The 22,171-nt window shown below is 52.8% G+C and carries 25 protein-coding genes; 9 read left to right on the forward strand and 16 right to left on the reverse strand.

Annotated features, from left to right (window positions below; translation table 11 throughout):
- Positions 1–31 precede the first annotated feature (31 nt).
- The 5 genes from bioD to H6F67_RS15435 form a co-directional block, all read right to left on the reverse strand.
- Positions 32–706: a dethiobiotin synthase gene (gene bioD / locus H6F67_RS15420; RefSeq protein WP_190767514.1), complete on the reverse strand. Its 675-nt coding sequence runs from the start codon at positions 704–706 to the stop codon at positions 32–34.
- Positions 707–1,013: 307 nt separating this feature from the next.
- Positions 1,014–1,493, reverse strand: a complete 480-nt coding sequence (locus H6F67_RS15425; RefSeq protein WP_190767515.1) for a single-stranded DNA-binding protein — start codon at positions 1,491–1,493, stop codon at positions 1,014–1,016.
- A gap of 102 nt (positions 1,494–1,595) precedes the next feature.
- Positions 1,596–4,181 carry a mannose-1-phosphate guanyltransferase gene (locus H6F67_RS15430; protein WP_190767516.1) on the reverse strand — a complete coding sequence of 862 codons (2,586 nt, stop codon included), beginning with the start codon at positions 4,179–4,181 and terminating at the stop codon, positions 1,596–1,598.
- Positions 4,182–4,292: 111 nt separating this feature from the next.
- The gene (locus H6F67_RS28160) at positions 4,293–4,421 is read right to left on the reverse strand and encodes a hypothetical protein (RefSeq protein ID WP_277874600.1); all 129 of its coding nucleotides are present in this window, start codon (positions 4,419–4,421) and stop codon (positions 4,293–4,295) included.
- 193 nt (positions 4,422–4,614) lie between these two features.
- Positions 4,615–4,845 (reverse strand): hypothetical protein, encoded by a 231-nt coding sequence (locus H6F67_RS15435; protein WP_190767517.1) that lies wholly within the window; start codon positions 4,843–4,845, stop codon positions 4,615–4,617.
- A 108-nt stretch (positions 4,846–4,953) separates the two neighbouring features.
- Here H6F67_RS15435 and H6F67_RS15440 point away from each other — a divergent pair, with 108 nt between their 5' ends.
- Complete coding sequence (locus H6F67_RS15440) at positions 4,954–5,523, forward strand: metal-binding protein (protein WP_190767518.1); 570 nt, start codon at positions 4,954–4,956, stop codon at positions 5,521–5,523.
- On the opposite strand, the gene H6F67_RS15445 is transcribed toward H6F67_RS15440, so the two are convergent.
- From H6F67_RS15445 to H6F67_RS15460, 4 genes are all read right to left on the reverse strand, one after another.
- Positions 5,505–6,176 (reverse strand): response regulator transcription factor, encoded by a 672-nt coding sequence (locus H6F67_RS15445; RefSeq protein ID WP_190767519.1) that lies wholly within the window; start codon positions 6,174–6,176, stop codon positions 5,505–5,507. The two genes, H6F67_RS15440 and H6F67_RS15445, sit on opposite strands and share 19 nt — an antisense overlap.
- The gene (locus H6F67_RS15450; RefSeq protein WP_199304449.1) at positions 6,173–7,663 is read right to left on the reverse strand and encodes a cell wall metabolism sensor histidine kinase WalK; all 1,491 of its coding nucleotides are present in this window, start codon (positions 7,661–7,663) and stop codon (positions 6,173–6,175) included. Before H6F67_RS15450 ends, H6F67_RS15445 begins: the two co-directional genes overlap by 4 nt.
- Before the next feature lie 66 nt (positions 7,664–7,729).
- On the reverse strand, positions 7,730–8,614 hold the full coding sequence (locus H6F67_RS15455) for a cytochrome c biogenesis protein CcdA (protein WP_190767521.1): 885 nt from the start codon (positions 8,612–8,614) through the stop codon (positions 7,730–7,732).
- Positions 8,615–8,699: 85 nt separating this feature from the next.
- Positions 8,700–9,248, reverse strand: coding sequence for a thioredoxin domain-containing protein (locus H6F67_RS15460; RefSeq protein ID WP_190767522.1), 549 nt, complete (start codon positions 9,246–9,248; stop codon positions 8,700–8,702).
- A gap of 199 nt (positions 9,249–9,447) precedes the next feature.
- On the opposite strand from H6F67_RS15460, the gene mazG reads away from it, so the two are divergent.
- The 4 genes from mazG to rsfS all read left to right on the forward strand — a co-directional run bounded on the left by mazG (position 9,448) and on the right by rsfS (position 12,264).
- Positions 9,448–10,251, forward strand: coding sequence for a nucleoside triphosphate pyrophosphohydrolase (gene mazG / locus H6F67_RS15465; protein ID WP_190767523.1), 804 nt, complete (start codon positions 9,448–9,450; stop codon positions 10,249–10,251).
- Positions 10,252–10,417: 166 nt separating this feature from the next.
- A complete protein-coding gene (locus H6F67_RS15470; RefSeq protein ID WP_190767524.1) occupies positions 10,418–10,999 on the forward strand; it encodes a DUF4129 domain-containing protein in 582 nt (193 codons plus the stop codon).
- Positions 11,000–11,076: 77 nt separating this feature from the next.
- Complete coding sequence (gene yqeK / locus H6F67_RS15475) at positions 11,077–11,691, forward strand: bis(5'-nucleosyl)-tetraphosphatase (symmetrical) YqeK (RefSeq protein WP_199304450.1); 615 nt, start codon at positions 11,077–11,079, stop codon at positions 11,689–11,691.
- A 165-nt stretch (positions 11,692–11,856) separates the two neighbouring features.
- Positions 11,857–12,264 (forward strand): ribosome silencing factor, encoded by a 408-nt coding sequence (gene rsfS, locus H6F67_RS15480; RefSeq protein WP_190767525.1) that lies wholly within the window; start codon positions 11,857–11,859, stop codon positions 12,262–12,264.
- A 216-nt stretch (positions 12,265–12,480) separates the two neighbouring features.
- Here rsfS and H6F67_RS15485 read toward each other — a convergent pair whose 3' ends face one another.
- The 3 genes from H6F67_RS15485 to H6F67_RS15495 form a co-directional block, all read right to left on the reverse strand.
- Positions 12,481–13,092, reverse strand: a complete 612-nt coding sequence (locus tag H6F67_RS15485; protein ID WP_190767526.1) for a YdcF family protein — start codon at positions 13,090–13,092, stop codon at positions 12,481–12,483.
- Positions 13,093–13,203: 111 nt separating this feature from the next.
- Positions 13,204–14,088, reverse strand: coding sequence for an ABC transporter permease (locus H6F67_RS15490; protein WP_190767527.1), 885 nt, complete (start codon positions 14,086–14,088; stop codon positions 13,204–13,206).
- Between the two features lie 38 nt (positions 14,089–14,126).
- Entirely contained in the window at positions 14,127–14,855 is a 729-nt protein-coding gene (locus H6F67_RS15495) for a phycocyanobilin:ferredoxin oxidoreductase (protein ID WP_190767528.1), read from the reverse strand.
- 65 nt (positions 14,856–14,920) lie between these two features.
- Here H6F67_RS15495 and H6F67_RS15500 point away from each other — a divergent pair, with 65 nt between their 5' ends.
- From H6F67_RS15500 to H6F67_RS15515, 4 genes are all read left to right on the forward strand, one after another.
- Positions 14,921–15,712: a serine/threonine-protein kinase gene (locus H6F67_RS15500; RefSeq protein ID WP_190767529.1), complete on the forward strand. Its 792-nt coding sequence runs from the start codon at positions 14,921–14,923 to the stop codon at positions 15,710–15,712.
- On the forward strand, positions 15,709–16,266 hold the full coding sequence (locus H6F67_RS15505) for a DinB family protein (protein WP_190767530.1): 558 nt from the start codon (positions 15,709–15,711) through the stop codon (positions 16,264–16,266). The genes H6F67_RS15500 and H6F67_RS15505 overlap by 4 nt, the downstream gene beginning before the upstream one ends.
- Before the next feature lie 85 nt (positions 16,267–16,351).
- Positions 16,352–16,612, forward strand: a complete 261-nt coding sequence (locus H6F67_RS15510; protein WP_190767531.1) for a 2TM domain-containing protein — start codon at positions 16,352–16,354, stop codon at positions 16,610–16,612.
- A 69-nt stretch (positions 16,613–16,681) separates the two neighbouring features.
- Positions 16,682–16,990 (forward strand): DUF3181 family protein, encoded by a 309-nt coding sequence (locus H6F67_RS15515; RefSeq protein ID WP_190767532.1) that lies wholly within the window; start codon positions 16,682–16,684, stop codon positions 16,988–16,990.
- Here the strand turns inward: H6F67_RS15515 and H6F67_RS15520 are convergent.
- The 4 genes from H6F67_RS15520 to H6F67_RS15535 form a co-directional block, all read right to left on the reverse strand.
- A complete protein-coding gene (locus H6F67_RS15520; RefSeq protein WP_313926838.1) occupies positions 16,987–17,421 on the reverse strand; it encodes an NUDIX hydrolase in 435 nt (144 codons plus the stop codon). The genes H6F67_RS15515 and H6F67_RS15520 overlap by 4 nt on opposite strands.
- 79 nt (positions 17,422–17,500) lie before the next feature.
- Positions 17,501–18,157: a transcriptional repressor LexA gene (gene lexA / locus H6F67_RS15525; RefSeq protein ID WP_190767533.1), complete on the reverse strand. Its 657-nt coding sequence runs from the start codon at positions 18,155–18,157 to the stop codon at positions 17,501–17,503.
- A 124-nt stretch (positions 18,158–18,281) separates the two neighbouring features.
- Positions 18,282–18,890 carry a transcriptional repressor LexA gene (lexA, locus tag H6F67_RS15530; RefSeq protein WP_190767534.1) on the reverse strand — a complete coding sequence of 203 codons (609 nt, stop codon included), beginning with the start codon at positions 18,888–18,890 and terminating at the stop codon, positions 18,282–18,284.
- Between the two features lie 487 nt (positions 18,891–19,377).
- Positions 19,378–21,660, reverse strand: coding sequence for a GAF domain-containing protein (locus H6F67_RS15535; protein ID WP_190767535.1), 2,283 nt, complete (start codon positions 21,658–21,660; stop codon positions 19,378–19,380).
- Positions 21,661–22,171: the final 511 nt, after the last annotated feature.

The following is a 22,171-nucleotide window of genomic DNA, read 5'->3' on the forward strand; positions in this document are numbered from 1 at the left end:
AATTGTAAAGCAGATCACAGTAGCAAATTCTTCACCCCAAGATCAACCGCTCTACTTCTAAGTTTGCAGCAATCGCCTGGAGTTTTGCCAGGTCTTGGGGGTTGCTCAGGTGCGGAATGCAACCGAGGATCGGCTTTTGCGTCAGCGATTGCAACAGGTTTGGAGCCGCAAAATCCTCAATCATTTGTGCAGAACATGGCTCAACGCAGTTTAAGACGATGCCTTTGAGGTTCACCCGCGCCTGCTGCGCGAGGGCTACATGCGCGACGGTTTGGGCGATCGCGCCCGTCTGCACAGGCACAACCAAAACCGTCGGCAAGCGCCAATCCCAAGCAAGATCGGCCATCGTCGTTTCTTTTGTGACAGGTGATCCTAAGCTGCCGCAGGCTTCAATTAATACAAAGTCGCGAGCCTGACTTAGTTTCGTAAATTCCTGCCAAACGATTTCCAGGTGAATGCGCGATCCGGCGCGATCGGCAGCGATCGCCGGATCAAGATTTGCCTCCAGCACGATTGGGCTAATGCTATCGATCGGCTGGTCTGACAGTTGCTGATAGTGAAAACGATCAGCTCCCCCCGCTTCGATCGGCTTCATGATCCCCAATGGACGATGCGATCGATACGCTTGCCAATAGGCAGCCAAAGCAGAAACCAAAAGCGTTTTACCAACTTGTGGTGCAGTGCTGGCAACCAAGAGTGCGTTCAAAGCAGCAATTCCTTTTGTGCGATCGATTCAAACCTTACTCTAGCGTGGCGATAAGGCTATCGTAATTGGCGATCGCGCCTCAACACTGTAGTGCTTTGATGAAGCTGTGAGAAGTTTTGATGAGGGCTACATCATCCCGGCGGAATCAATGCAGCGTTTCTCAGTTGAGTTGAAGCCGAGGCACGCTTTGATCAACTGCCCGTGAAGCGTTTCTGACCGCGATCGCGACAATCGACCGCTTTCGATGGGTCGATCGAAAGCGGTCTTGAGCTTGCGGCACGATTTTTTTAGCGCGATCCAGTGTCTACTAAAACGGAATGTCGTCGTAGTCGGGGGCAGGCGTAGCGGCAGCAGGAGCCGCTTTTGCTTTGGCCGCAGCAGGAGCGCGGTTGGGGGCGGGCTGTTGCGCGGCGGCAGCGGGACGCGATTTGGCTGGAGCAGAATCAGCAGCGGGCGGAGCGCTGCTGTTGGTCGAGAGTTCGCCGCCTTCGAGCCGATGAATGCGGTTGATTGTGAGTTCGGCGCGTTTTTCTTTGAAGCCTTCGGGACGTTCAACCGTGTTCATACCCAAGCGACCTTCGATGATGACGCGATCGCCCGTGTGATATTTCTCTTGAATTTCCTGCGCCAGATTGCCCCAACCGACAACCTTGAGCGTTTCAGGTGGATCTTCTGGGCGCAAGCCTGCAATTTGCACTTGCATTTCGGCCAGCGGCGTTTGATTGTCAGATGTGTAGCGAATCTGCGGATCTTGCGTAATCTCGGCCATTAAAATGCAGTTATTCATGCCAAATGCTCCTTGCGATCGAGTACTTGTGTACTATTTTGATTATACTAGTTGGACTTAAGCGAGGCATCCGTGCGATCGAGCTTGGGGATTTCTGAGTCCCTAACCATAAGCTTTAACGCCAACGCGATCGATCTCCCATCGGTTATCTTCGTTGCCCTGCTCATCATCGACAAATTCTTGCACAAAGGTACGATATTCGCGCAAGGTTTCGTCAACCCAGCCGCGATCTTGGCTGTCAGCATACAGGTGAACAAGCGGTTCGCCTGCGTCGGGGAGAACTAGTACCCAGCTATCGTGATGCGGGTTGAGAATTTTGACGCCATCGGTGAGATCCAGGTTTTCCGTCGGATGCGATTCGACCAAATGCCGCATCAGTGCGCCTTTCACCGTCCAAGGGCAGCGAACCGAGAGCGATCGATGGCAGACTCTCGGCAAATCTGCCCGAATCTGTCCTAATGTCCGTCGCATGTGGTGGAAACTGTCTTGCTCTTGCAGCGTCAGCATTTCGATCAGCTTGGCGATGCAAAACATCGCGTCGAATCCAGGATGAAGCTGCGGAAAAATAAAGCCCATGTCGCCGCTGCCGCCCAAAACCACGTTGGGGTTGTTGTGGCACGCTTCCATCAAAGCGGTCGGGTTGGCTTTGGTACGAATGACTTTGCCATCGTGACGGCGGGCGATTTGCTCGATCGCGCTCGATGCATGAACGGGAACCACGACCGTGCCGCGTGGATGCTCCGTCAAAATCATCTGCGACATCAAAGCCGTCAGCATTTCGCCACGAATCGGACTGCCAGATTCATCCACCAGAATGAGCTGTTCCCCGTTTGCCGACACCTGTACGCCTAAGTTGGCTTTCAGCGCTTCGACCACGTGACCAAGCTGATTGAGCAGCACTTCGCGATCGGTCTGTGAGGGAACGTTGTGACTCAAGCTGGCATTGAGCACAACCGCATCGCAGCCAAACTTGCCCAGCAGGAGCGGCAAAACTGCGCCCGAAACAGCATAAACATAATCAATTACAACCTTCGAGTTGCTGTTACGAATTGCCTGAATGTTCAACTGCCGCTCAAAAATTGTGCTGTAGGCGTCGCTGACCTGACTGGGATAGACAACATTGCCGATCTCTTGAATTTGAGCGCGACGAAAATCTTCCTTGAAGTATGCGCCTTCGATTTTCTTTTCACGCGCTTTCGATAAGTTGATGCCTTGTGAATCGAAAAATTCGATCAGGAGATGGTCAGGACGATCGGGATGCACGCGCACATGCAGACCGCCTGCCGCAGGTAGCGTCGAGACGAGGGCGCGAGCAACGGGGATCGCCGTTGCTTCTAGGTTTTGCACATGAATCCCGACGGACATCAAGCCTGCAATCATCGATCGCGACACCATTCGCGAAATGCTGCGCTGGTCTCGCGAAACGGTCACTTGCGATCCGGGCTTCAAGGTCGAACCGTAGGCCGCACCGAGTCGAACGGCAAATTCCGGCGTGATATCGACATTGGCTAAACCGGAAACGCCCCGCTGTCCAAACAAATTGCGGTGTGCGGCATGACCCCAGATCAAATTCATGTTCAGCGTTGCACCGGGTTCAATCTTTTTGCTCGGCCAGATGCGGACGTTGGGATTGACCAAGGCTTCTTCGCCTACAGTGGAAAGCGAACCGACGATCGCCCCTTCCAAAATATGCGCCCGTCGATCGATCCGCGTTCCTCTGGCGGCAACGCAGGCGCGGAGGTGAACTTCTTCGCCAATCAGCGCACCGTTCCAAACGATCGGGCGCTTCAAATCAGCATCGGCTCCGATCGTGACGTTATCGCCGATCACGGTTCCGGCGTCAATTTGCACTCTCGCTCCGATGCGGCAATTGCTGCCGATCATGGCGGGCGTTTCGATTTGAGCACTCGCGTCGATGTAGGTATTTTGCCCGACCCAAAGCTGCGGCGATCGCTGCTCATATCCGCTTTCAAGCTGAACACGCTGCATCAAAGCGTCGTACTGTGCCTCGCGATAGGCGTCGAGGTGGCCGACATCACACCAGTAGCCTTTGGCAATGTAGCCATAGATCGGCTCGCCTTTTTCCAGCAAAAGCGGAAACAGATCTTTGGAAAAATCGGATTCTTGATTGACAGGCAGATAGTCCAGAACTTCCGGTTCCAGAATGTAAGTTCCCGTATTGACGGTATCCGAGAAAATTTCGCTGCTGGACGGCTTTTCGAGAAATCGGTTGATGCGGTGCTGTTCATCGGTGATGACGACGCCAAATTCGAGCGGATTGGGAACCTGGGTGAGAACGATCGTCGCTTTGGACTGCTTTTGTCTGTGAAAGGCGATCGCTGCCGTCAAGTCAAAATCAGTAATGCTGTCGCCGCTGATCACCAAAAAGGTATCGTCCAGCAGTTCCGCCACATTTTTGACACAGCCCGACGTTCCAAGCGGCTGATCTTCCTCGACGGCGTAGGTCATTTGGACGCCAAAGTCGCTGCCGTCCTGGAAATATTCGCGCATCACGTCGGGCAAATAGTGCAGCGTGGCGATGATCTCGGTGATGTGATGCCGCCGGAGCAGATTGATGATGTGTTCTGCGATCGGTCGGTTCAGCACGGGAACCATTGGTTTTGGCAAATCGCAAGTCAGCGGTCGTAGACGTGTTCCTGAGCCACCCGCCATCAATACAGCACGCATAATTTCTCCTTCTGGCCTCGCTGCCCGCGCCGTCGCTAAATCTTTATTCTCACCGCTTTCTCTAGCCTATTGTGTTCCGCAAAAATTGGTGCAAAGACGCAAGATGTAGGGTCACTGTTGGCTGACAAAGCCAAGGCGATCGCTAAATTTTGTGAAGCAGTGGGTTGTAGCGATCGATACGGATGAATTACCAATCGACTCCCAGGCGCGATCGCTGTAGCGAATCGTTGATTTCTTCACAAAACTCTCCTTTGCTCTAGGACTTGCTTACCAGAAAAGTTAGCAGTAGCATGGAGATACCCAAAGATGCAAAAGGGTTCTTATGAGCAAGCCACTTCTGATTATCGACTTCAACGTTACCTATGAGCATTCAATCAAGATTGATACCGAGCAGCCTGACGAGGCCGAAGAGAAGCTTCGACAAGTGACCGATCTACTCAGAGATCTCACCCTCCTCCTCACTCGAAAAACCTAGATGAAGTTCAACTCGTCGAAGTCGCTGATCGAGATTTGTCATCGTCAATTGCTGCTTGCCAAGAAGATAAGTTCGGACGGCTTCATTGGCGATCGCCGTAATTGTGCTTCCGGTTTCTGCCGCTGCCCGCTCTAGCGCTTGATAAACATCGTCATCCCAGCGAATCGATCGCTTTTGTTCTCTTGCCACGCGAATCCTACTTGCAACAACGCGATCGTACCAATGATCGATCGCGTAAATGTTGCATCGCGTAATGGGTTGTAGCAGACTGAGGACATTCGGTTATTTCTGGTCTTCATGCCTGCTGGCCGCACTCACGATCGCATCACGCTTTGGACATTGCCCCTTGCTGCCAGCTTAGGGTTTGTTCTGACGCGCAACGCTGGACTGGTGCTGATTTTGTGCGCTGGCTTTTTGTTTGGCGGCTTGATGCTGGGGCCAGATCTCGATATCCATTCGGTTCACTACAAGCGCTGGGGCGTTCTGCGGTGGATTTGGCTTCCCTATCGCGGCAGTATGCGGCATCGATCGCCCTTGTCTCATGCGCCAATTATCGGAACAGCGTTGCGCGTCGTTTATCTCGGCGTTTGGCTGGGAATCAGTTCGCTAATGGCGATCGCGCTGTGCAATCAAATTTGGCAGATGGGCTGGACTTGGAATCAGATTGGCGAAATTGTCGGGCGATCGATCGGTCAGCACAAACTGGCATGGCTGATGCTGGCGATCGGGCTGGAGCTAGGCGCACTGAGTCATTATGTTGCAGACTGGCTCGTGTCAGGATTCAAGCGGCGTAAAACGCATGGGTGGCGAGCATTTTTTCCGGCCAAGCGGCGTCGGAAGCGCGATCGCTACACCCGCAGTCGGTAGCCGATGCCTCGGACGGTTTCGATCGAATCGCGGCCAAGCTTCTTTCGCAGCAGTCGGACAAACGCATCAACGATGTTAGAGCCAGGGTCGTAATCGTAGCCCCAAACCTGATTGAGCAACTGTTCGCGGCTCATCACCTGCATCGGATGGCGCAAAAATACTTCTGCCAGCGCAAATTCTTTCGTAGACATCTCGACTAGTTGGTGATTCACCCAGACTTGTCGAGTCAGCAGATCCAGCGTCACATCGCCGACTTGTAGCGTCGTTTTGCGGCTGTGCGGGCGGGGAATGGCGCGATCGCGTAGCTGCACTCGAACTCGTGCCAGCAGTTCGGTAAATTCAAACGGTTTGGTGATGTAATCGTTTGCGCCACCTTCAAGGGCTGTCACCGTATCATCGACTTCATCTTGCGCCGTCAGAATGATGATCCGCAGGTCTTCGCCGCGTCCGCGCACTTCTTCTAGCACCTGCCAGCCGTCTTTACCGGGAAGTCCCAAATCGAGAATCAGCAGGTCAAAATCGCTGCTGTGCGCCATCGCGATCGCTTCGTGTCCGTTTTTGGCGATCGCCGTCGTAAAGCTATTCGATCGCAGTCCTTTTTCTAGAAAAGCTGCGATCCGAGCTTCGTCTTCAGCAATCAAAATCCGGTTCATAGCTGACTCTCCTGCGGAACGGGAGACAGGGCGATCGGGCTGCGTTCCGATTGAGAAGTTTCTTGAGGCTGATGGAGCATCCGTTTGGGAAGGACGATCGTAAAAGTTGAACCTTGTCCCAGACGGCTAAACAGTTCGATATGTCCGTCATGCGCCCGAACGAGTGCCTGCACGATCGACAAGCCCAAGCCTGCGCCTTCCGATCGCCGTTCGCTGTTTCGACCTCTGGCAAAGCGATCGAAGATGTGTTCTTGGTCTTCTGCCGTAATGCCTTCGCCGCTGTCACGTATCCAGATGCGAATCGTGTCTTCGCTGGCGGCAGAGCCAAGCGCGATCGCGTCTCCTTCTTGCGTGTACTGAGCGGCGTTTTGGGCGAGATTCATCACGACCTGCGTGATTCGCTGGCGATCGCAAACGATGCTGCCTGTGGCGATCGCTTCAAGCTGCCAGTTGCGCGATGCCAGTCCGGTCGCTTTGGCAAACAGTTCCTGCATAAACATTTCCAGATCGACAACGCTCAAGCGCAGGAAGTTCGGACGTTCTGCCCGCATCAGCAGCAGCAGATCCGTAACAAATCGATTCATGCGCTTCAGTTCATCGCGGACGAGGGCGATCGTCTCGGCTCGTTCTTGCGGATCATCACCCAGCAGTTCCAGATGTCCCTGAATGATTGTGATTGGCGTTCGCAGTTCGTGGCTGACATCTTTGATGAAATCTTGCTGGCTGGTGAAGGCGGCTTGGAGGCGATCGAGCATTTGGTTAAACGTCAGCGTCAGTTCGGCAATTTCATCCGTTCCGCGCACCGTCAATCGCCCCGATAAATCCGTTTCGGTAATCGCCTGTGCCGTCTGTCTCAGATCGCGTAGGGGAGCGAGCAATCGTCCTGCCGTGAACCACGCGACAGTGGCAAACCCAATCATCACGCCCAGCGTCACCTGCACGACCAAGCGCAAAGCGGTTTCGCCCATCTGATAGCGCATTGTGGCATCATACACGCCGACCACAAAGGCATTTTCGCCAACGGATAGCGGTTCCACGACTCGGATCACGTAGCTCTCGATTCCAGTCGATCGATCGGATTGTGTCCACTGCTGAATCAAATCGTCATTATTTTGCAGCAGGGACGGCAGGTTTCCAGTTGGGGCGGGATGCACTTGACCGTTTAGCACCAGCAGCAAATGCTCATTCGGGTCTTTCACCTGCTGGTCAACAAACTGATTCAACAGGGCAGTCGTTTCGACATCCGGTGATCGTTCGATCGACTGCTGAAACGCTTGAATGTTGCGCTGGAGCCGACCGATCGCCTGCTGTTCTTCCAAAGCACAAAAGATTTTGAACGTTGCCCAAACGGAACTGAGCGTAATGCAAATGCTGAGGAAAAAATACCAAACCAAAAGGCGCGATCGCACTCCAGCAAATGCACCTGCCCAGTTCCGCCTCCGGTTCGTTCCCTTCGCTTCAAGTCGGCGTGTTGCAGTTCGTTTCATCAGTTTGGGAATGAAGAGCATAAACACGAAGCCTGTGGCTTCAGCGTAGCAGCATCGATCGCCGCCTCAAAGAAACCAGTGAACGCCATTCACCAGATAGAAACCGCCTGCCAAAATCAAAGCAGCACTTCCTACCCGAATCACCCAATCCGACTGCCCCAAAATTTTGCGGCTCTGCTTCACCAATCCGGTGTAAAGACTGGCGAAAAAGATGACGGCAGTATAGCCCAAACCGTAGCTGACTAATGTGGCGACGCTCACAGGTTGCGATCCGGATGCTGCCGCTGCTGCGAGTACCGCAAACAGAACAGGACTGGCACAAGGTGAACTAATTAGCGCAAAAGTAACGCCCACGCCATACGGCCCTGCTGCCGATACAGACGGATTAATTTGCGGCAATGGCAGGTGAATAATTCCTGCAAAACTCAAGCCCATCACGAGAATAATCAGCCCGACTGCAACGTTGAAATAACCGCGATAATCGACATAAACTGCGGATGCGAGCGCTGCAAACAAACCGAATAAACTGAAGATCGTCACGACTCCCAAAACAAATAAACCTGCTTTTGCAAAGGCGGCGCGACGAGAAGTAATGTTGAGTGTTCCAATGTAGCTGAGATTAATCGGCAAGAGGGACAAAATGCAAGGTGAAATGCTAGCAATCAAACCGCCCACAAATGCCAATGGAATTAAAACAAATGGATTCGCGGTATCTTGCTGCTCAAACCACTGCTGATAAGGTGCTTGAATGCGGCCAACCAGTTCGGTGAGTTGACTGTACCAGGTTGAGAAATAGGGGGAAAGTAGGGTGAGAACGATCGCGCCCACGAACAACGAACCATAGAAAACCGTTTTGGAACTAAAAGGAAACTTGCGAGATGAAGGCGGCATTTCTTCAGAAATCGATCGAACAATTTGCACACTTGAGTTCACAGGACGCTTGGATTTCATCGGAAATTTCCTGATTGTTGTAGGAAGAGTCCACTGATTTGCAAAGGGTTAAGGAGAGGAATGAATTGGATGAAGAGCGATCGCATTAGCTAGCAGTTTCAGAAATCGCCTGATTGATAGCGTTTACGTAGTCTTGCTGGTTGAAGTTGTAGTGAAACTGCTGAAGAATCTGACCGTTACTCGGATCGATTACGGCAACAGCGGAAGTGCGAGCGCGGTTAGCGTCCAGAAAATCGCTCAAGCCCAATTCTTCTGCTCTCGCTTGTGCGGCTCGTGTGGTGGCGCGATCGGTCACATCGAAGATGACGAAATTGGCTCGACCTTGAAACTGCTGCTGCAAAGATTCGGTGACGGGGCGGAGTCGCTGACAGGCGGCACACCAGTCCGCGTAGATTTTGACAACGGTGGGACGGCCTTGCAGTTCTGCCGCTAAAGCGTTCGGGTTGGCTTGGGCGACTTGTTCGGGTGCGGTAGGCTGCGAAGTGTCGGGGGCGATCGCCTCACTCACTGCTGGCTGCGATGCTTCAACTGCGATCGCCTCCGAATTTGATGGAACTCGATTCAAAGAAGCCAGTCCCGCAACCGCAACCAAGCTGCTCAGACCCAGACCAACAAACAAGATGGACTTTTTCATGGTGCATTTCCTTCAAAATCGCTGATTGATTGAACCGTTAGGCTTTGTTTGCCTTGTGAGTTCTAATTTCAGAGGCGGGCGTGAATGGCGAATGAAACGTTCATGAAAGATTTTTCACGCTGTGGTTTGGTCGAATTTCTCGATTCGGGCGATCGCAACTGTGGCTAAATTGGAGAAGTTGCGCGTCCCCTGAATCTTCATGTCGAAATCGATCGAACCTACATTGACCGCTTTGCAGCAGCTTATTGAAGTGGTGGCGCAGTTGCGATCGCCGGATGGTGGCTGTCCTTGGGATCTAGCACAAACGCCGCAAAGCCTGACACCGTATGTGCTTGAAGAAGCGTATGAAGTGGTGGACGCGATCAATCAGGGTGAACCGGAAGCGATCGCAGACGAACTCGGCGATTTGCTTTTACAGGTGGTTTTGCAAGCGCAAATTGCCAGCGAAACCGGACAGTTCGATTTGGCAACAGTGGTGGAAGGCATTACTGCAAAATTGATTCGTCGGCATCCGCATGTATTTGGCGATGTGATGGCGAACAGCGTGGAAGCCGTGAAAGAAAACTGGGAGCAGATTAAATCAACGGAAAATCCAGAGCAAACGTTTTTGTCAAAGTTGCGGCGCTATGCTCGCAGTTTGCCGCCTTTAACGGCCAGCATGAAGATTTCTCAAAAGGCCGTTTCGATCGGATTTGAGTGGGAAAATGCCGCTCAAGTTTGGGAAAAATTTGAAGAAGAACTTGGCGAATTGAAGCAGGCGATCGCTCATGAATCTGCTGAAAATCAACAGGCTGAACTGGGCGATGTTCTTTTTACTTTGGTGAATATTGCCCGCTGGTATCGACTTGATCCGGATGCTGCGCTTGCTGGAACCAATCAGCGGTTTATCGATCGCCTCACGCAAATGGAAGCTCAGGCCGATCGCCCGCTAGAGGATTATGCGATCGAGGAATTGGAACAGCTTTGGCAGCAGGCAAAATTGCAGCTTCGGCAAAACAAATAAGCTTGAATTTTAGCGAAATGCGCGTCGAATGCGTGACCACCCCCAGCAGCCGTCACTGAACCTAGAGGTTGCTCTGGCCTAGTTTGCTGATTCAATCACGTTGATAAAGAGTTCGCTTCAATCAGCGAAATTCTCACGGCGATGCGATCTTTGCTACCTTAAAACCATGACGACAGAAGCGTTTCAACAGAATAGTTTAGACTGGCAGTTTCGGCTGTTTTCGCAGCGCGTGGGGGAGTGGGTTGAAGTGCGGCTTGCCAACACGCAGCTTCCTGTTCCAGACTTGCGAGTTTCACCCGATTGGATTGTGACGTTGTGCTGGATCATTCTGGCGGCGATCGCCCTCTGGCTGATCTGGCAGCTTTTCAATCTGCTTGCACTCCAACTGCGACCCGTGCCAGCACAGCGATCGCAGCCTTCAACAACCGCGCGATCGCTCAGCGCGGCAGAGTGGTTTCGGCAGGCACAGCAGCAGCAGCAGCAAGGCAACTATCGAGAAGCCTGTCGATCGCTTTATCTTGCGATGCTTCAGCGATTGGACGAAGCTCAGCAAATTCCGATCGCCGATAGCCGCACCGATGGCGAATATTTGCAGTGCGTTTACCAGCTATCGCAGCCGCAACCCTATCAGCTTTTGATTCAAACACACGAGCAAATCTGTTTTGGCAGCCAGCCAATTACGATTGAAAACTTCCGCTCCTGTCAGCAAGCCTACGAGCAAATCGATCGCAGCCTCAATCCCGCCTAACCCAAATCAACTTTCCATCGGTATTTACGCCATCGAAATCGTTTCACAGGACAAAGGGCGATCGCTAAAATAGAAGCATGACGGTTTCTCAAACAGCTTCGACTCAACTGCGGCAGCGCGTCCTCGACTGGCTTGCGGACAACGTGCCGCCTGCCCGAATTGAGCATATTCTCGGCGTTGAGCAGATGGCGATCGATCTGGCTCGCCACCATAAGCTAGATGTCGAGAAAGCTGCTCAAGCGGGCTTGATGCACGACCTCGCCAAGTATTTCAAGGCAAATCGGCTTTTGGACATGGCGCGGGCGGAAGGATTGCCGCTTGATCCGGTTGACGAAGCGAATCCACATTTGCTTCATGCTGATGTGGGGGCGATCGTAGCGCGGGATGAGTTTGGCGTCACGGATGCTGAGATTTTGGCAGCGATCGCCAATCACACTTTGGGACGACCGGGAATGGACGATTTAAGCTGTGTCGTTTTTCTGGCCGACAGCCTGGAACCCGGACGCGGCAATACGCCCGAACTGAATCTGCTGCGACAAGCGAGCTTTGCCGATTTGCATCAAGCCGTTTGGATGAACTGTGACGCTTCGTTTCAATTTTTGATTGCGGCTCACCGTTTGATTCATCCTCGCGCTTTGCTGACGCGCAACTGGTTTTTGCAGCAGTTTCCGCGATCGCTTTCTTTCACTTGATCGCAGCGATGCAGCAATTGCGATCGCATTTGTTCAGATTTCTACACCTTTTCTCAGGTGGCAATTCATTATCATGTGAGCAACCCCCCCAATTGGGATCGCTGACCTTTTCTTCGCTCCGTGCCTATCGCAACCAATTCACCACAGGATTTTTTTAGACACTCTATGCCAAATCACTTTCCACTTCAGTCCGCCGCATCCACCACAGCTAGCGCCTACGACCTCGCACTGGCGATCGCCAAAGCCGCAGACGATCGCAAAGGGGGCGACATTGTGCTGCTCAACGTCAGCGAAGTGTCGTATTTAGCTGATTATTTTGTGGTGGTGACGGGCTTTTCTCACGCACAGGTGCGAGCGATCGCCCGCTCGATCGAAGATGAGATCGAGGCGGAGTTTGGTCGCCTGCCTGCTCAGACGGAAGGTCAGGCCGAAGGAAACTGGCTGCTGCTGGATTATGGCGACGTGATTGTCCACATCTTCATGCCGGAAGAGCGAGAATTCTACAGCCTCGAAGCCTTCTGGGGTCATGCTGAGCGCACCAGCTTCGCCGCAACGCAGCTTGTCAACGGCTAGCGATCGCCCTGAATTCAATCCAGACGAACAGCGCCAGTTTATTCAACAAACTCAAAGTCTTGCGAAAACGTCAGGACAGCGGCAAAAGCCGTGAAATTAATTTCCGGCTGAAAGCTTAAACCCATTCAAATGGGTTGGTTTGACAGGCTTAGCCCGTTTTGGGACTTGAGCTTTGAGCCAGGAAATTCATTTCCTGGCTTTTTTCTGGCGTTTGCCCTAGTGGAAGTGCTGGCTGAAAAATTCGCCAATTTCTGATCCGGTTTGTCCGGTTGTCACCCAAAGAATAGCTCTGGCTCCGTCGCGGATCGCTTTGTCGATCGCTTCTGGTGGTCGGTCGGTTGGAATGGCGATCGGCTCAAAATCAATGCCGCGACTGCCCAGGACGATCGTGCCGATTACTTTGGCGCGGCGCATGTGAAAGTCCGACGTGACGAGATAGATGTTGTCGATGCCCTGCGCTTTGAACTGATCGACCAGCGTGGTGAAATTTGTGACGGTATCGATCGCCGTGTAGTCGAGATGAATGCGCTGCGGGTCAATTCCGGCTTCGGCAAAAACGGCTTCGGCATATTCAGGATTGCTGCCAGATGACACCCAGATCGGCAAGTCTGGATGGTTTTGGGCAAAATCGGCGGCAAACACTTCGCGATCGGGCGAACCGCCCAGCACTAAAATCGCCTGCGGTCGATCGAGCCAGCCGCGAATTTGATGATAGCCAATCAAAACCGCCAGTCCCACCAAAATCGGAGGCCACAGCCGCAGACGCTTTTTTCCTTTGCGCCGAATGGAACGGCGCGGCGAAGCATTGAAGGCAGTGCGCGATCGCATAGAGTATCCCAATCGAACAGCACTAGCATACCGTTAGCCGCCCGGAGACGACAGCAGTTCTGAGCGGTTTTCTCCAGAATTGTCTGGTCATCCGGACAATCCGCCAACCGCTTACTCTAAGTCGCGCCGCGACAGCGGATTGATCAGATCGTTCAATCCTTCACCGATCAGCGACAAACCGACAACCAGCAGCGTTAGCGCCAAGCCGGGAAACAGTGCCGTCCACCAAATTCCCGTTGGCAGGGCGTCGAGTGCCTGCCGCAGATCTTGACCCCATTCCGGCGTTTGTTCGGGCAAGCCTAAGCCGAGAAATCCGAGGCCACCCAGCGTTAAAGCAGCGTCGGCGGCGTTGAGGGTGAACAGAACCGGAACGCTTTGAATCACGTTGAAGAACAGATAGCGCGACAACACTGTCCAGGTGTTTGCGCCCATTGCCTGCGCCGCTTCGACAAACAGTTCCGTTTTGACGCTGACGGTATGATTGCGGACGACTCGGTAATACTGCGGCACGTAGGCAATGCTGAGGGCGATCGCCGCATTCACCACGCCGCGCCCAACGATAAACGCCAGCGTCACCGAAAGCAGCAGTCCGGGCAGCGTGTAAAGCGTATCCATCAAAAACAGCAAGATGCGATCGAGCCTGCCGCCGAGATACCCGCTCACCATGCCCAGCGGCACACCGACGATCAGACTCAGCAGCGTTGCCAAAACCACGACTTGCAAAGCGGCCTGCGTTCCAAACAGCGTCCGCGAAAACACGTCGTATCCCTGCCGACTCGTGCCAAACCAATAGTCTGCTCCGGGCGGCACGTGAACCGGATTTGCCAGCGTTTCAGTCGGATCGCGCAGCCAGCCGATCGACTGCATCACAGGCGCAAAAATTGCCACCAGCACAAACAGCAGCGTGATCGCCACGCCTATCCACATCATGCGCGTGGATAGGCTGCGAGAGGCAGAGGCAAAGAAGCGCGGGAGGCGAACTTTGGTCGTGGTCATGGGGGTGGTGAGTGGCGGCGATCGCAATCCTACCAGATTCACGCGGGCGGCAAGTCGAACAGAACTGTTGTCATGTAGCGTTCTGCCCAAGCGTCGCCAAAGGCTTTTTCGAGGACGCGGCGGGTTTTGTCGTTTTGCTGCTGTTGGGTGCAGTAGCGCTGTTGTCCTGCAAGAATTTCCGGGCGGCGATCGAGATTTGGCTGCGTTTCCAAAGCGAGTTGGCAGTGAATTTCGAGAAAACTGCGGACGCGATCGAGAAATTGCTGATCTTCAATTTCGCCTTGGGGACGGACGAACAGGCAAAATTCCGAGAAAATGCTGCCCCATTCGGGAAGCGATCGCGGCTGGCTGAAGTTGGGTGTCGGCAGTTCGCTGAGTGCCCGACGGTAGGCTTCCGGTAAATTGGGCGTGGGGGAAAGGTCGGCGATCGCCGCGCTGATTTGGCCGCGTCCGCCGACCAGATCGCAGCCGAACATCGGCAAATCGTATTCGGGACGAGGAAACATGACGCAGTGCAAAATGTCGAGCGAGTTGCCGACTCGTGCCAGTTCGAGGTGCAGCTTGCGAAACTGTGGCGTTTGGTAGCAGGCATTCTCGATCGTCAGCCGTTCGCCTTCGAGCTTGCCTTCGACATAGCCCAAGTCGTCCGGAAGCTGATAAGGAGACAAATCGAGATGTTGCTGCCAGACGGATTCGATCGCGTCGGCAAGCTGATGGATTAAAGGATGTTGATGAATGCGGATGGATTCGGTGGTTGGGAGTACCATGCAAGCAGCGGAAAGCATCTTCCCTTAGCCTACTGTTAACGCGACCCTCCATTCCATCAGCACTTATGCCAGGTCAAATTTTCGGCGATCGCTATGAAGTCGAACGCACGCTCGGACGCAAATCCGGTCGCTGGACGCTGCTGGCTCGCGATCTGCACACCAAAGAGCCAGTGATTTTGAAACTCTTGTCGATCGATTCGGAACTCAAACCTCGTGATCTAACGCTGTTTGAGCGCGAAGTGGCAACGCTGCAATCGATCGATCATCCGGCCACGCCGCGCTATTTAGGCTACTTTGAAATGCCGCTATTTGACGGCAAAGCGATCGCGCTGGTGCAAACGTTTGTTGAAGGAAAATCGCTAGCTGAATCGATCGCGGCGGGCGAATTGCTGAATGAATCACAAGCGATCGATCTAGCTGAAGCTGTGCTAGAAATTTTGAGCTATTTGCATCAGCATCAGCCGCCGATCGTGCATCGCGATATCAAGCCGAGCAATATTCTTCGCACCGAAGCAGGCAGTGTGAAACTGGTTGATTTTGGCACAGTGCGATCGCTTCAGCCAAATGAGCAGCGCGTTTCTTCGTTTGTTGGCACGGAAGGCTATACCTCACCCGAACAAAATAGCGGTCGTGCCACCAAAGCCTCTGATTTGTATGGGTTAGGTGTGACGTTGATTGTGGCGATGACGGGCATTGAACCGAGTCAACTGCCACGCCACAAAATGCGAATTGATTTTACACCTGTGCTGTCTTTGAGTCCGCATTTTTCACAGTGGCTTGAGCAAATGATTCAGCCGGATCTCGATCGCCGTTTCGCCTCTGTTCAAGCTGCACTCGCAGCACTAAAATCAACATGAATTCCTCACCTCATCTCGATCAGTTTCGGCTGCTCGCTCAATACAATTCTTGGGCAAACGATCGCCTCTACGCGCTCTTATCGACACTGACCGAAGAAGAATGGCAGCGCAATATGGGTGCATTTTTTGGCTCAATTCATGGAACTTTGAACCATTTGCTGCTGGGCGATCGAATTTGGCTGAGAAGATTTGCAACAGGTACGCCGCACAAATTTTCAGCTTTGGAAAATGCCAAACTGATTTTTGAATTTCATTCGCTGGCAGATATTTTGTATCCGAAATTTGCAGAATTTTGGCAAGAAAGAAAAGTCACAGATCAAGCGATCGAGCAGTGGATGAGCGAGCTTGATCCGGAAATGCTGACCGCTCGCGTTTGCTATCAAAATGTCAGCGGCATCGATCGCAATCATTCTTTATGGTTTGGACTAACACACTTTTTCAATCATCAAACGCATCATCGCGCTCAGGTCACCACGCTTTTGCAGCAGCTTGGATATGATTACGGCGCAACTGATTTCTTAATGATGTACGACATCGCTAAAGATTTTGTTTAGAAGTAAGATTTGCAGGAACTGAACGGTTTTCAAACAAAGGCTGAATTTTCTGCCTATACTGAATTGACACACTGTTTGATGTTTTATGCCTCCTCGCTGGCCTCGCCAACCCGATCGCAATGATCCCGCCTACCGCAAGCTGGACGATCGAATGAATTTTGCGGTTCATGTTGCCATTTTTGCTGCCTGCAATTCGGGCGCGTGGTTCTTTCGGATTTTGAATGCCGCCACTTGGGAGTGGACACTCTGGCTGACGGGCGGTTGGGCGCTGCTGCTGCTCTCACATGGCGTTTACATCTTTGCGATCGCCGACTATTCCGATTCCAAGCAGCCCAAATCTTCCTGAAGCAGGGCGATCGATCGCCCGCCGCTTTCCTAAAATTGAAGCAAAAGTTACTGTTTTGGGAGCGTAGAAATGGCGTATTCCAGCACCAGTGAGGCGATCGAAGCGCTTGCCGCCGAAATTGGCGAAAATGTCTACATGGATGTCGCAAAATGGCATCTGTATCTTCGTGATGCCCATTTACACACCATGCTGGCCGAACGGTTCTATCCGCTGTTGCAGTCCGGTTCGTTCTCGCGCAGTCAGGTGGAAGAAACGCTGGGCAGCATCACGGTGAGTTTAGGCGGTGGCAAGCGAGAAGTGCCGCTTGCTGATTTGATTCCCAGCAGTTCGCAAAATCAACTTGTGAATCTGCTGCAAGACTACCAGCGCAACCTTTAGGAAAGGGGGACGATCGAATCTTTGATTGTCCCTAAAAAATCTTTGAGTGGCGGTTTAACTTGCTCGATCGCCTGCTCCAAACTCATCCAGCGGCGACGACGAAAGGACGCTTCCTCCCAAGTTTCAAGTTCGGTTTCAACTCGCATCCAAAACACCTGAACGCGATTGGTGAAGCCGCGCTTGCGATAGTCGTAGGAGCCGATCGCAGGCTTGATTATTGTGCCCAAAACGCCTGCTTCTTCGCGGGCTTCTTTGCAGGCAGATTCAGCAGGCGACATCAAGATCTCAACGTTGCCCTTCGGGATCACCCAGCGTTTGCCGCTCGACGTTGTGATGAGCAAAACCTCAAGCTGTCCGTCTCGCCAACGGTAGGGAATGACGCCCGACTGCTGCCAAGCGATCGCTAATTTCCGTGCAATTCTCCAACTCACGCGATCGTCTAGCTCAAACTTTCTTTTGATTTTAAGGATTGCGATCGCGACTGACTTCTACTACAAGCGGGATTTTAAATTAGCGACCCATCGAACTGCCAGCCAGCGGTCGCCAAACCCCAATCAGAACGCCTTGAATTTCCAGATCCTTTGGATTAACGGCGATCGGCTCATAAGCAGGATTGGCAGGTTTAAGCCAGATCGAACTACCTTCGCGGTAGAAGCGCTTCAGCGTCGTTTCACCGCGCACCTGTGCGGCGACGATCGTGCCGTTGCGAATTTGATGCGGTTCTGATACGCGCCGCAAAATAGCAAAATCACCGGGGAGAATGTGGTCGTCAATCATGCTGTCGCCGCCGACCTGCAAAACAAAACATTCGGGCTGCTGAAAAAGCTGCGGCAAATCAAGCTGCTCAACTTCATCGGTAAACGGCTCAACCAGATAGCCCGCCGCGATCGTGCCCAAAATTGGCAGTCCCGATCGCTCAGCAGGACGCGCAGCTTTTTCTGGCTGGCAGATGTGGATGCGGGTGCGCCGACTTTTGCCTTCGCTTTCTTTATTCCAGATGATGTAGCCCTTGTCGTGCAAATATTGCAGGCGACTTTGAATCGCCGAGGTCGATCGCAGCCCCATCGCCTCCATCATTTCGCGGATGGAGGGCGTTGGCTCGTGTTCGTGCATGTAGGCAACGAGCCAATCATAAAGTTGCTGTTGCGGTTTCGTCAGGGGTTGCATGGACAAAGATGCGCTCGGCGCACAGGAGCGACTTAATTCTTATTGAACCCCGAATCTTGGCAAACGCAATCATCACCAAGACGGACAAGCGCTTGGCGGTTTCGATCGAGGACGGGCGCAGTTGCTAAGAGGCTGGCGAATAGCCGCGCCAAACGCCAACCAGCAATCCTTGCACTTCCACCTGAGAAGCGGTGTATTCCATGACGGGATAGCGCGGATTCGCTGGCTTGAGCGTGACTTTCATACCCTTGCGGTAGAAATATTTCAGCGTGGTGCCGTCGCCATCAACGCGAGCGGCGACGATCGTGCCGTCTTTGATCGCCATTGGGTCAACGGCAGGCCGCATAATTACCACATCGCCGCTGTCGATTAAAGCGTCAATCATGCTGTCGCCGCGCACGCGCAGGGCAAAATCTTGCGGCTGAAGGAACGAACTGGAAAAATCGAGCACTTCAACGGTGTCCGTGTAGGACTCGACGACTGTACCAGCAGCGATCGCACCGAGGATCGGAATGCCCTGCGGACGCAAAATCCGAATCGTGCGGGCTTTGCCTTCTGTCCAGTCGATGTAGCCTTTGGCGCGGAGATGTTCCAGACGGCTTTGAATGGGAGCGGGCGATCGCAATCCCATTGCCTTCATCATTTGCCGAATCGACGGGGAATGCTGATATTGCCGGATATATTCAACGAGCCAGTCGAAAAGCTGTTGCTGAACTTCAGTAAGACGTTCCATAAGATTTTAGATGGGCGACGTGATAGGGCAATTGTATCGCACCATAAGAACGCTTGTACCAAGTTATTGAAGTTTTGTCTAGAGGAAATTCAAGAAATTTTTTATTTTTTGATTTGAGCGCTCGAATTGAAGTGAATAGACTGCATTACCTGACAACCCTTGCCCTGATCCCCTAGGACGTGCTGTAACAATTCTGGAACGGTGGATGGCGGACGATCCGCTACGGATCAGCTTCGCTTGTCCGCAGGAATCGATCGCCCTTAAAAAGGGAAACTTCGAGCGGTTCGGTTCCCTCCTTAGCAAGGAGGGTTAGGGAGGATCAATGCCTTCTAAAACACGCCCTAGCGCAGCATCAAGACTAAGAATTAGGATTGGCTATCCCCTATAATTGGCGAAGTCATAAAGATGCCCTGAACATGCCCCAGCGCGGGTTTCGGCTGCAATTCGATCGACATAGCCTGTAAAATTTCGATCGCAAGTCGTGCGTTTAATCGGACGATCGCGGCAGCGTCACAGTAAAACTTGTCCAGCCTAATTTGCTGTCAACAGCGATCGAGCCGCCCAGCAGTTCAACGCGCCGTTTGACGAGTGCCAAGCCTAAACCTGTGCCGCCGTGCTTCCAGGGATCGCTGCTGGGAATGCGGTAGAACTTGTCGAAAATGCGTGTTTGCTCCGCGAGCGGAATTTCGACTCCAGAATTTTTGACGCAGATTTGCACCTGATTTTCGTCACCGTGTGCCATCAGCACGATCGCCTCACCGATCGGAGTGTATTTCCAAGCGTTGTGCAGCAGTTCGGTCAAAATGCGATCGAGCTGGGAAAAATCCACTGTGAGTAGCGGCAAATCAGCAGGCAAATCGAACTGTAGGGTTTGCTGCTGCTGACAGGTACGCTCGACAAAAGCTTCGGCCAGATGCAAAAGCCAAGGTCGCAGGGCGATCGTGGTTGGCAAAACGAGTTCGGTTTTGGCTTCAAGCCGCGAGAGATCCAGCAGATTGTCGATCAGTTCTGTTTCGCGATCGCATTCATCTCGCAAAATTTGCATATAGCGTTCGGCAGTGCGCGGCTCGTTCAAACAGCGCTCCAGCATATCGATGGCGAGCTTAATGCTGTACATGGGGGTTCGCAGTTCGTGCGAAACGCTGCTGAGGAAATCGTCTTTAAGCTGATTGAGGCGGGCAAGCTCATCGACCTGTAGCTGAGCAGCTTGATAAAGGCGCGACTGTCGCAGCGCGATCGCACACTGATTGGCGACCTGCTGCACCAAGCGAATTTCCAGTTCGTTAAATTCTTCGCCCTGCTGCTTCGACAACCACAGATCGCCCAGAATTTGCTGATCCTCAACGATCGGACAGGCCAGCAGCGGCACGCGATCGTGGAGCGGATGCACCTGGGTGATGTTGAATGGGCAAAAGTATAAATATTCTCCCTGCAAAAGCTGAGCATACATTTCCGCATAATCGGACATTTGTATGATTGTTCCGCAGGCAACAAACGATGCATCAGAAACGTATTCATAGGCGATCGTGGAAGTTTGCTGCGCGAGATCGTACAGCGCCGTATCGCAAGAGGTGACATTCAGCAGGCCACCAAGTTCCTGAACGGCAGTTTGCAAAATTTGACCTTCGTCCAGCGAGTCGCGCACCTTGTCAGTAATGCGTTTCAGTGCGGCTTCCAGAACCAGGGCTTGCTGAAGCTGTTCAGTGCGCTCTTGCACCTGCTGCTCTAGAGCAACATTGAGCGTTTGCATCTGCTCGTAAAGCTGCGCCTGCTGAAGTCCGATCGCCAACTGTTCGGAAACGGTGTGAATAAAATCAAGTTCCCACTCTTGCCAGGGCGAAAGCGATCGCGTCCGCTGAAGCGTCAAACAGCCCCAAACCGACGTGCCAATCGGCAAGGGAACCAGCAGCCACGCCCCCGGATAGTGCTGCGCGAGCGATTGATTGATGTCATCTTGCAGCGCTTGGGCGTCGTTGATGCAAACGGTTTCGCCGCGCTTGAGGCGATCGGCGATCGGATTGTTTTCGTCGGGAATGTCTTGGGGCGTCGGCGCGTAGCTGCTGGAATTTTGCAGATGTTCGAGCACTCTGTGCCACAGCTTTTCTTCAGGAAAATACTGCACGATCGAAACGCGCTGTGCGTTCAGCAGGCTGGCAATTTCGCGAGCGGCGATCGCAAAAATCGGCTTGATTTCGAGCGAATTGCGAATTGTTTGAATGACGCGATTGAGCGTTTGCTCTTTGCGATTGAGCGTTTCTAGCACAGCTTGCGTTTGCATCTGAGCCGTAATGTCAAATGCAATACCGCCGACGAGCGGTTTGCCGCTGCTGGTGATTGGAAACTTGTAGACAATCAAATCGGCAACTGATCCGTCTGGGCGCATCGCTTGTTCGATTACTTCGATCGGCTGCTGGGTTTGCAGCACTTTTTGAATGCTGTCGTAATACTGCTGGGCAAACTTGGCGGGATACAGCTCAAACAGCGATTTGCCGATCGTGCTGTCTGCCGGACTCGATCGCTGATACTGCACATTGCAGTAGAGCATTCGCCCTTCGCTATCGTCAATCCAAGCGCGGGCAGGAATGTTGTCAATGAAAGCTTGCAGTTGAATTGCACTGAGGCGATCGCTCGCAGACCGTCGATTGAGTCGAATCGCGCAAATCAACAGTAAAGCACAGCCTAGCCAGCCGATGAGGAATATCAGCACAGGATCGCAAGAACTTGTGAAAATCGCTTCCAGCCCAAACATTCCAGTCCCAATGATTTTCACTGCTAGACAATCCAACAAATAGCGGCGAATCGCAAAGCTTGTGCTAGGGCGTGATTTCAAACCGCCTGATCCTCCCCACCCCATAAAAAGGAGAGAGCCGAACCACCGCTCAAAGTCCGGGTTCTCAAGGGGACAGGGGGATCGATCCCACACCCTCCACGCCTTACTAGAGCTTTTAACACACGCCCTAGTGATTTCACGCACTTTATTGTGGCGGGATGACCATATCAGAAAATTGTGCCTGGTATAAACATTTTCGATACGGTTTCTTGCAGGCTGCTGAGCAATGCGCTCATAGCAGGCAGCTTCGATCGACTGCGCCGACAATAGTTTGCCCAAAAACAGTTTGCCCAAAAACAACGGCTAACCCACGTTCTGCCGCTAGATATCACTTGATGCTGAGCATTTCGCCCGCTCCACTGCTAGCGCATCGTGCGGATTGCGATCCGCCTGAAGCAGTTTACGCTTGCTTCTAGCCGCATCGCCCGTTTTTCTTAGCTGCACAACTCCT

The sequence above is a fragment of the Microcoleus sp. FACHB-1515 genome (assembly GCF_014696105.1).
Taxonomy (GTDB): Bacteria; Cyanobacteriota; Cyanobacteriia; order Elainellales; family Elainellaceae; genus JAAUTJ01.

Coding starts and splice junctions, on each gene's coding strand:
- H6F67_RS15450 (WP_199304449.1), bottom strand. CDS start 7,663: ATGAAACGAACTGCAACACGCCGACTTGAAGCGAAGGGAACGAACCGG.
- H6F67_RS15425 (WP_190767515.1), bottom strand. CDS start 1,493: ATGAATAACTGCATTTTAATGGCCGAGATTACGCAAGATCCGCAGATT.
- lexA (WP_190767534.1), bottom strand. CDS start 18,890: ATGGAACGTCTTACTGAAGTTCAGCAACAGCTTTTCGACTGGCTCGTT.
- H6F67_RS15430 (WP_190767516.1), bottom strand. CDS start 4,181: ATGCGTGCTGTATTGATGGCGGGTGGCTCAGGAACACGTCTACGACCG.
- H6F67_RS15505 (WP_190767530.1), top strand. CDS start 15,709: ATGAATTCCTCACCTCATCTCGATCAGTTTCGGCTGCTCGCTCAATAC.
- H6F67_RS15495 (WP_190767528.1), bottom strand. CDS start 14,855: ATGGTACTCCCAACCACCGAATCCATCCGCATTCATCAACATCCTTTA.
- H6F67_RS15455 (WP_190767521.1), bottom strand. CDS start 8,614: ATGAAATCCAAGCGTCCTGTGAACTCAAGTGTGCAAATTGTTCGATCG.
- H6F67_RS15445 (WP_190767519.1), bottom strand. CDS start 6,176: ATGAACCGGATTTTGATTGCTGAAGACGAAGCTCGGATCGCAGCTTTT.
- H6F67_RS15510 (WP_190767531.1), top strand. CDS start 16,352: ATGCCTCCTCGCTGGCCTCGCCAACCCGATCGCAATGATCCCGCCTAC.
- yqeK (WP_199304450.1), top strand. CDS start 11,077: ATGACGGTTTCTCAAACAGCTTCGACTCAACTGCGGCAGCGCGTCCTC.
- H6F67_RS15470 (WP_190767524.1), top strand. CDS start 10,418: ATGACGACAGAAGCGTTTCAACAGAATAGTTTAGACTGGCAGTTTCGG.
- H6F67_RS15485 (WP_190767526.1), bottom strand. CDS start 13,092: ATGCGATCGCGCACTGCCTTCAATGCTTCGCCGCGCCGTTCCATTCGG.
- H6F67_RS15490 (WP_190767527.1), bottom strand. CDS start 14,088: ATGACCACGACCAAAGTTCGCCTCCCGCGCTTCTTTGCCTCTGCCTCT.
- lexA (WP_190767533.1), bottom strand. CDS start 18,157: ATGCAACCCCTGACGAAACCGCAACAGCAACTTTATGATTGGCTCGTT.
- rsfS (WP_190767525.1), top strand. CDS start 11,857: ATGCCAAATCACTTTCCACTTCAGTCCGCCGCATCCACCACAGCTAGC.
- mazG (WP_190767523.1), top strand. CDS start 9,448: ATGTCGAAATCGATCGAACCTACATTGACCGCTTTGCAGCAGCTTATT.
- H6F67_RS15460 (WP_190767522.1), bottom strand. CDS start 9,248: ATGAAAAAGTCCATCTTGTTTGTTGGTCTGGGTCTGAGCAGCTTGGTT.
- H6F67_RS15515 (WP_190767532.1), top strand. CDS start 16,682: ATGGCGTATTCCAGCACCAGTGAGGCGATCGAAGCGCTTGCCGCCGAA.
- H6F67_RS15440 (WP_190767518.1), top strand. CDS start 4,954: ATGCCTGCTGGCCGCACTCACGATCGCATCACGCTTTGGACATTGCCC.
- H6F67_RS15500 (WP_190767529.1), top strand. CDS start 14,921: ATGCCAGGTCAAATTTTCGGCGATCGCTATGAAGTCGAACGCACGCTC.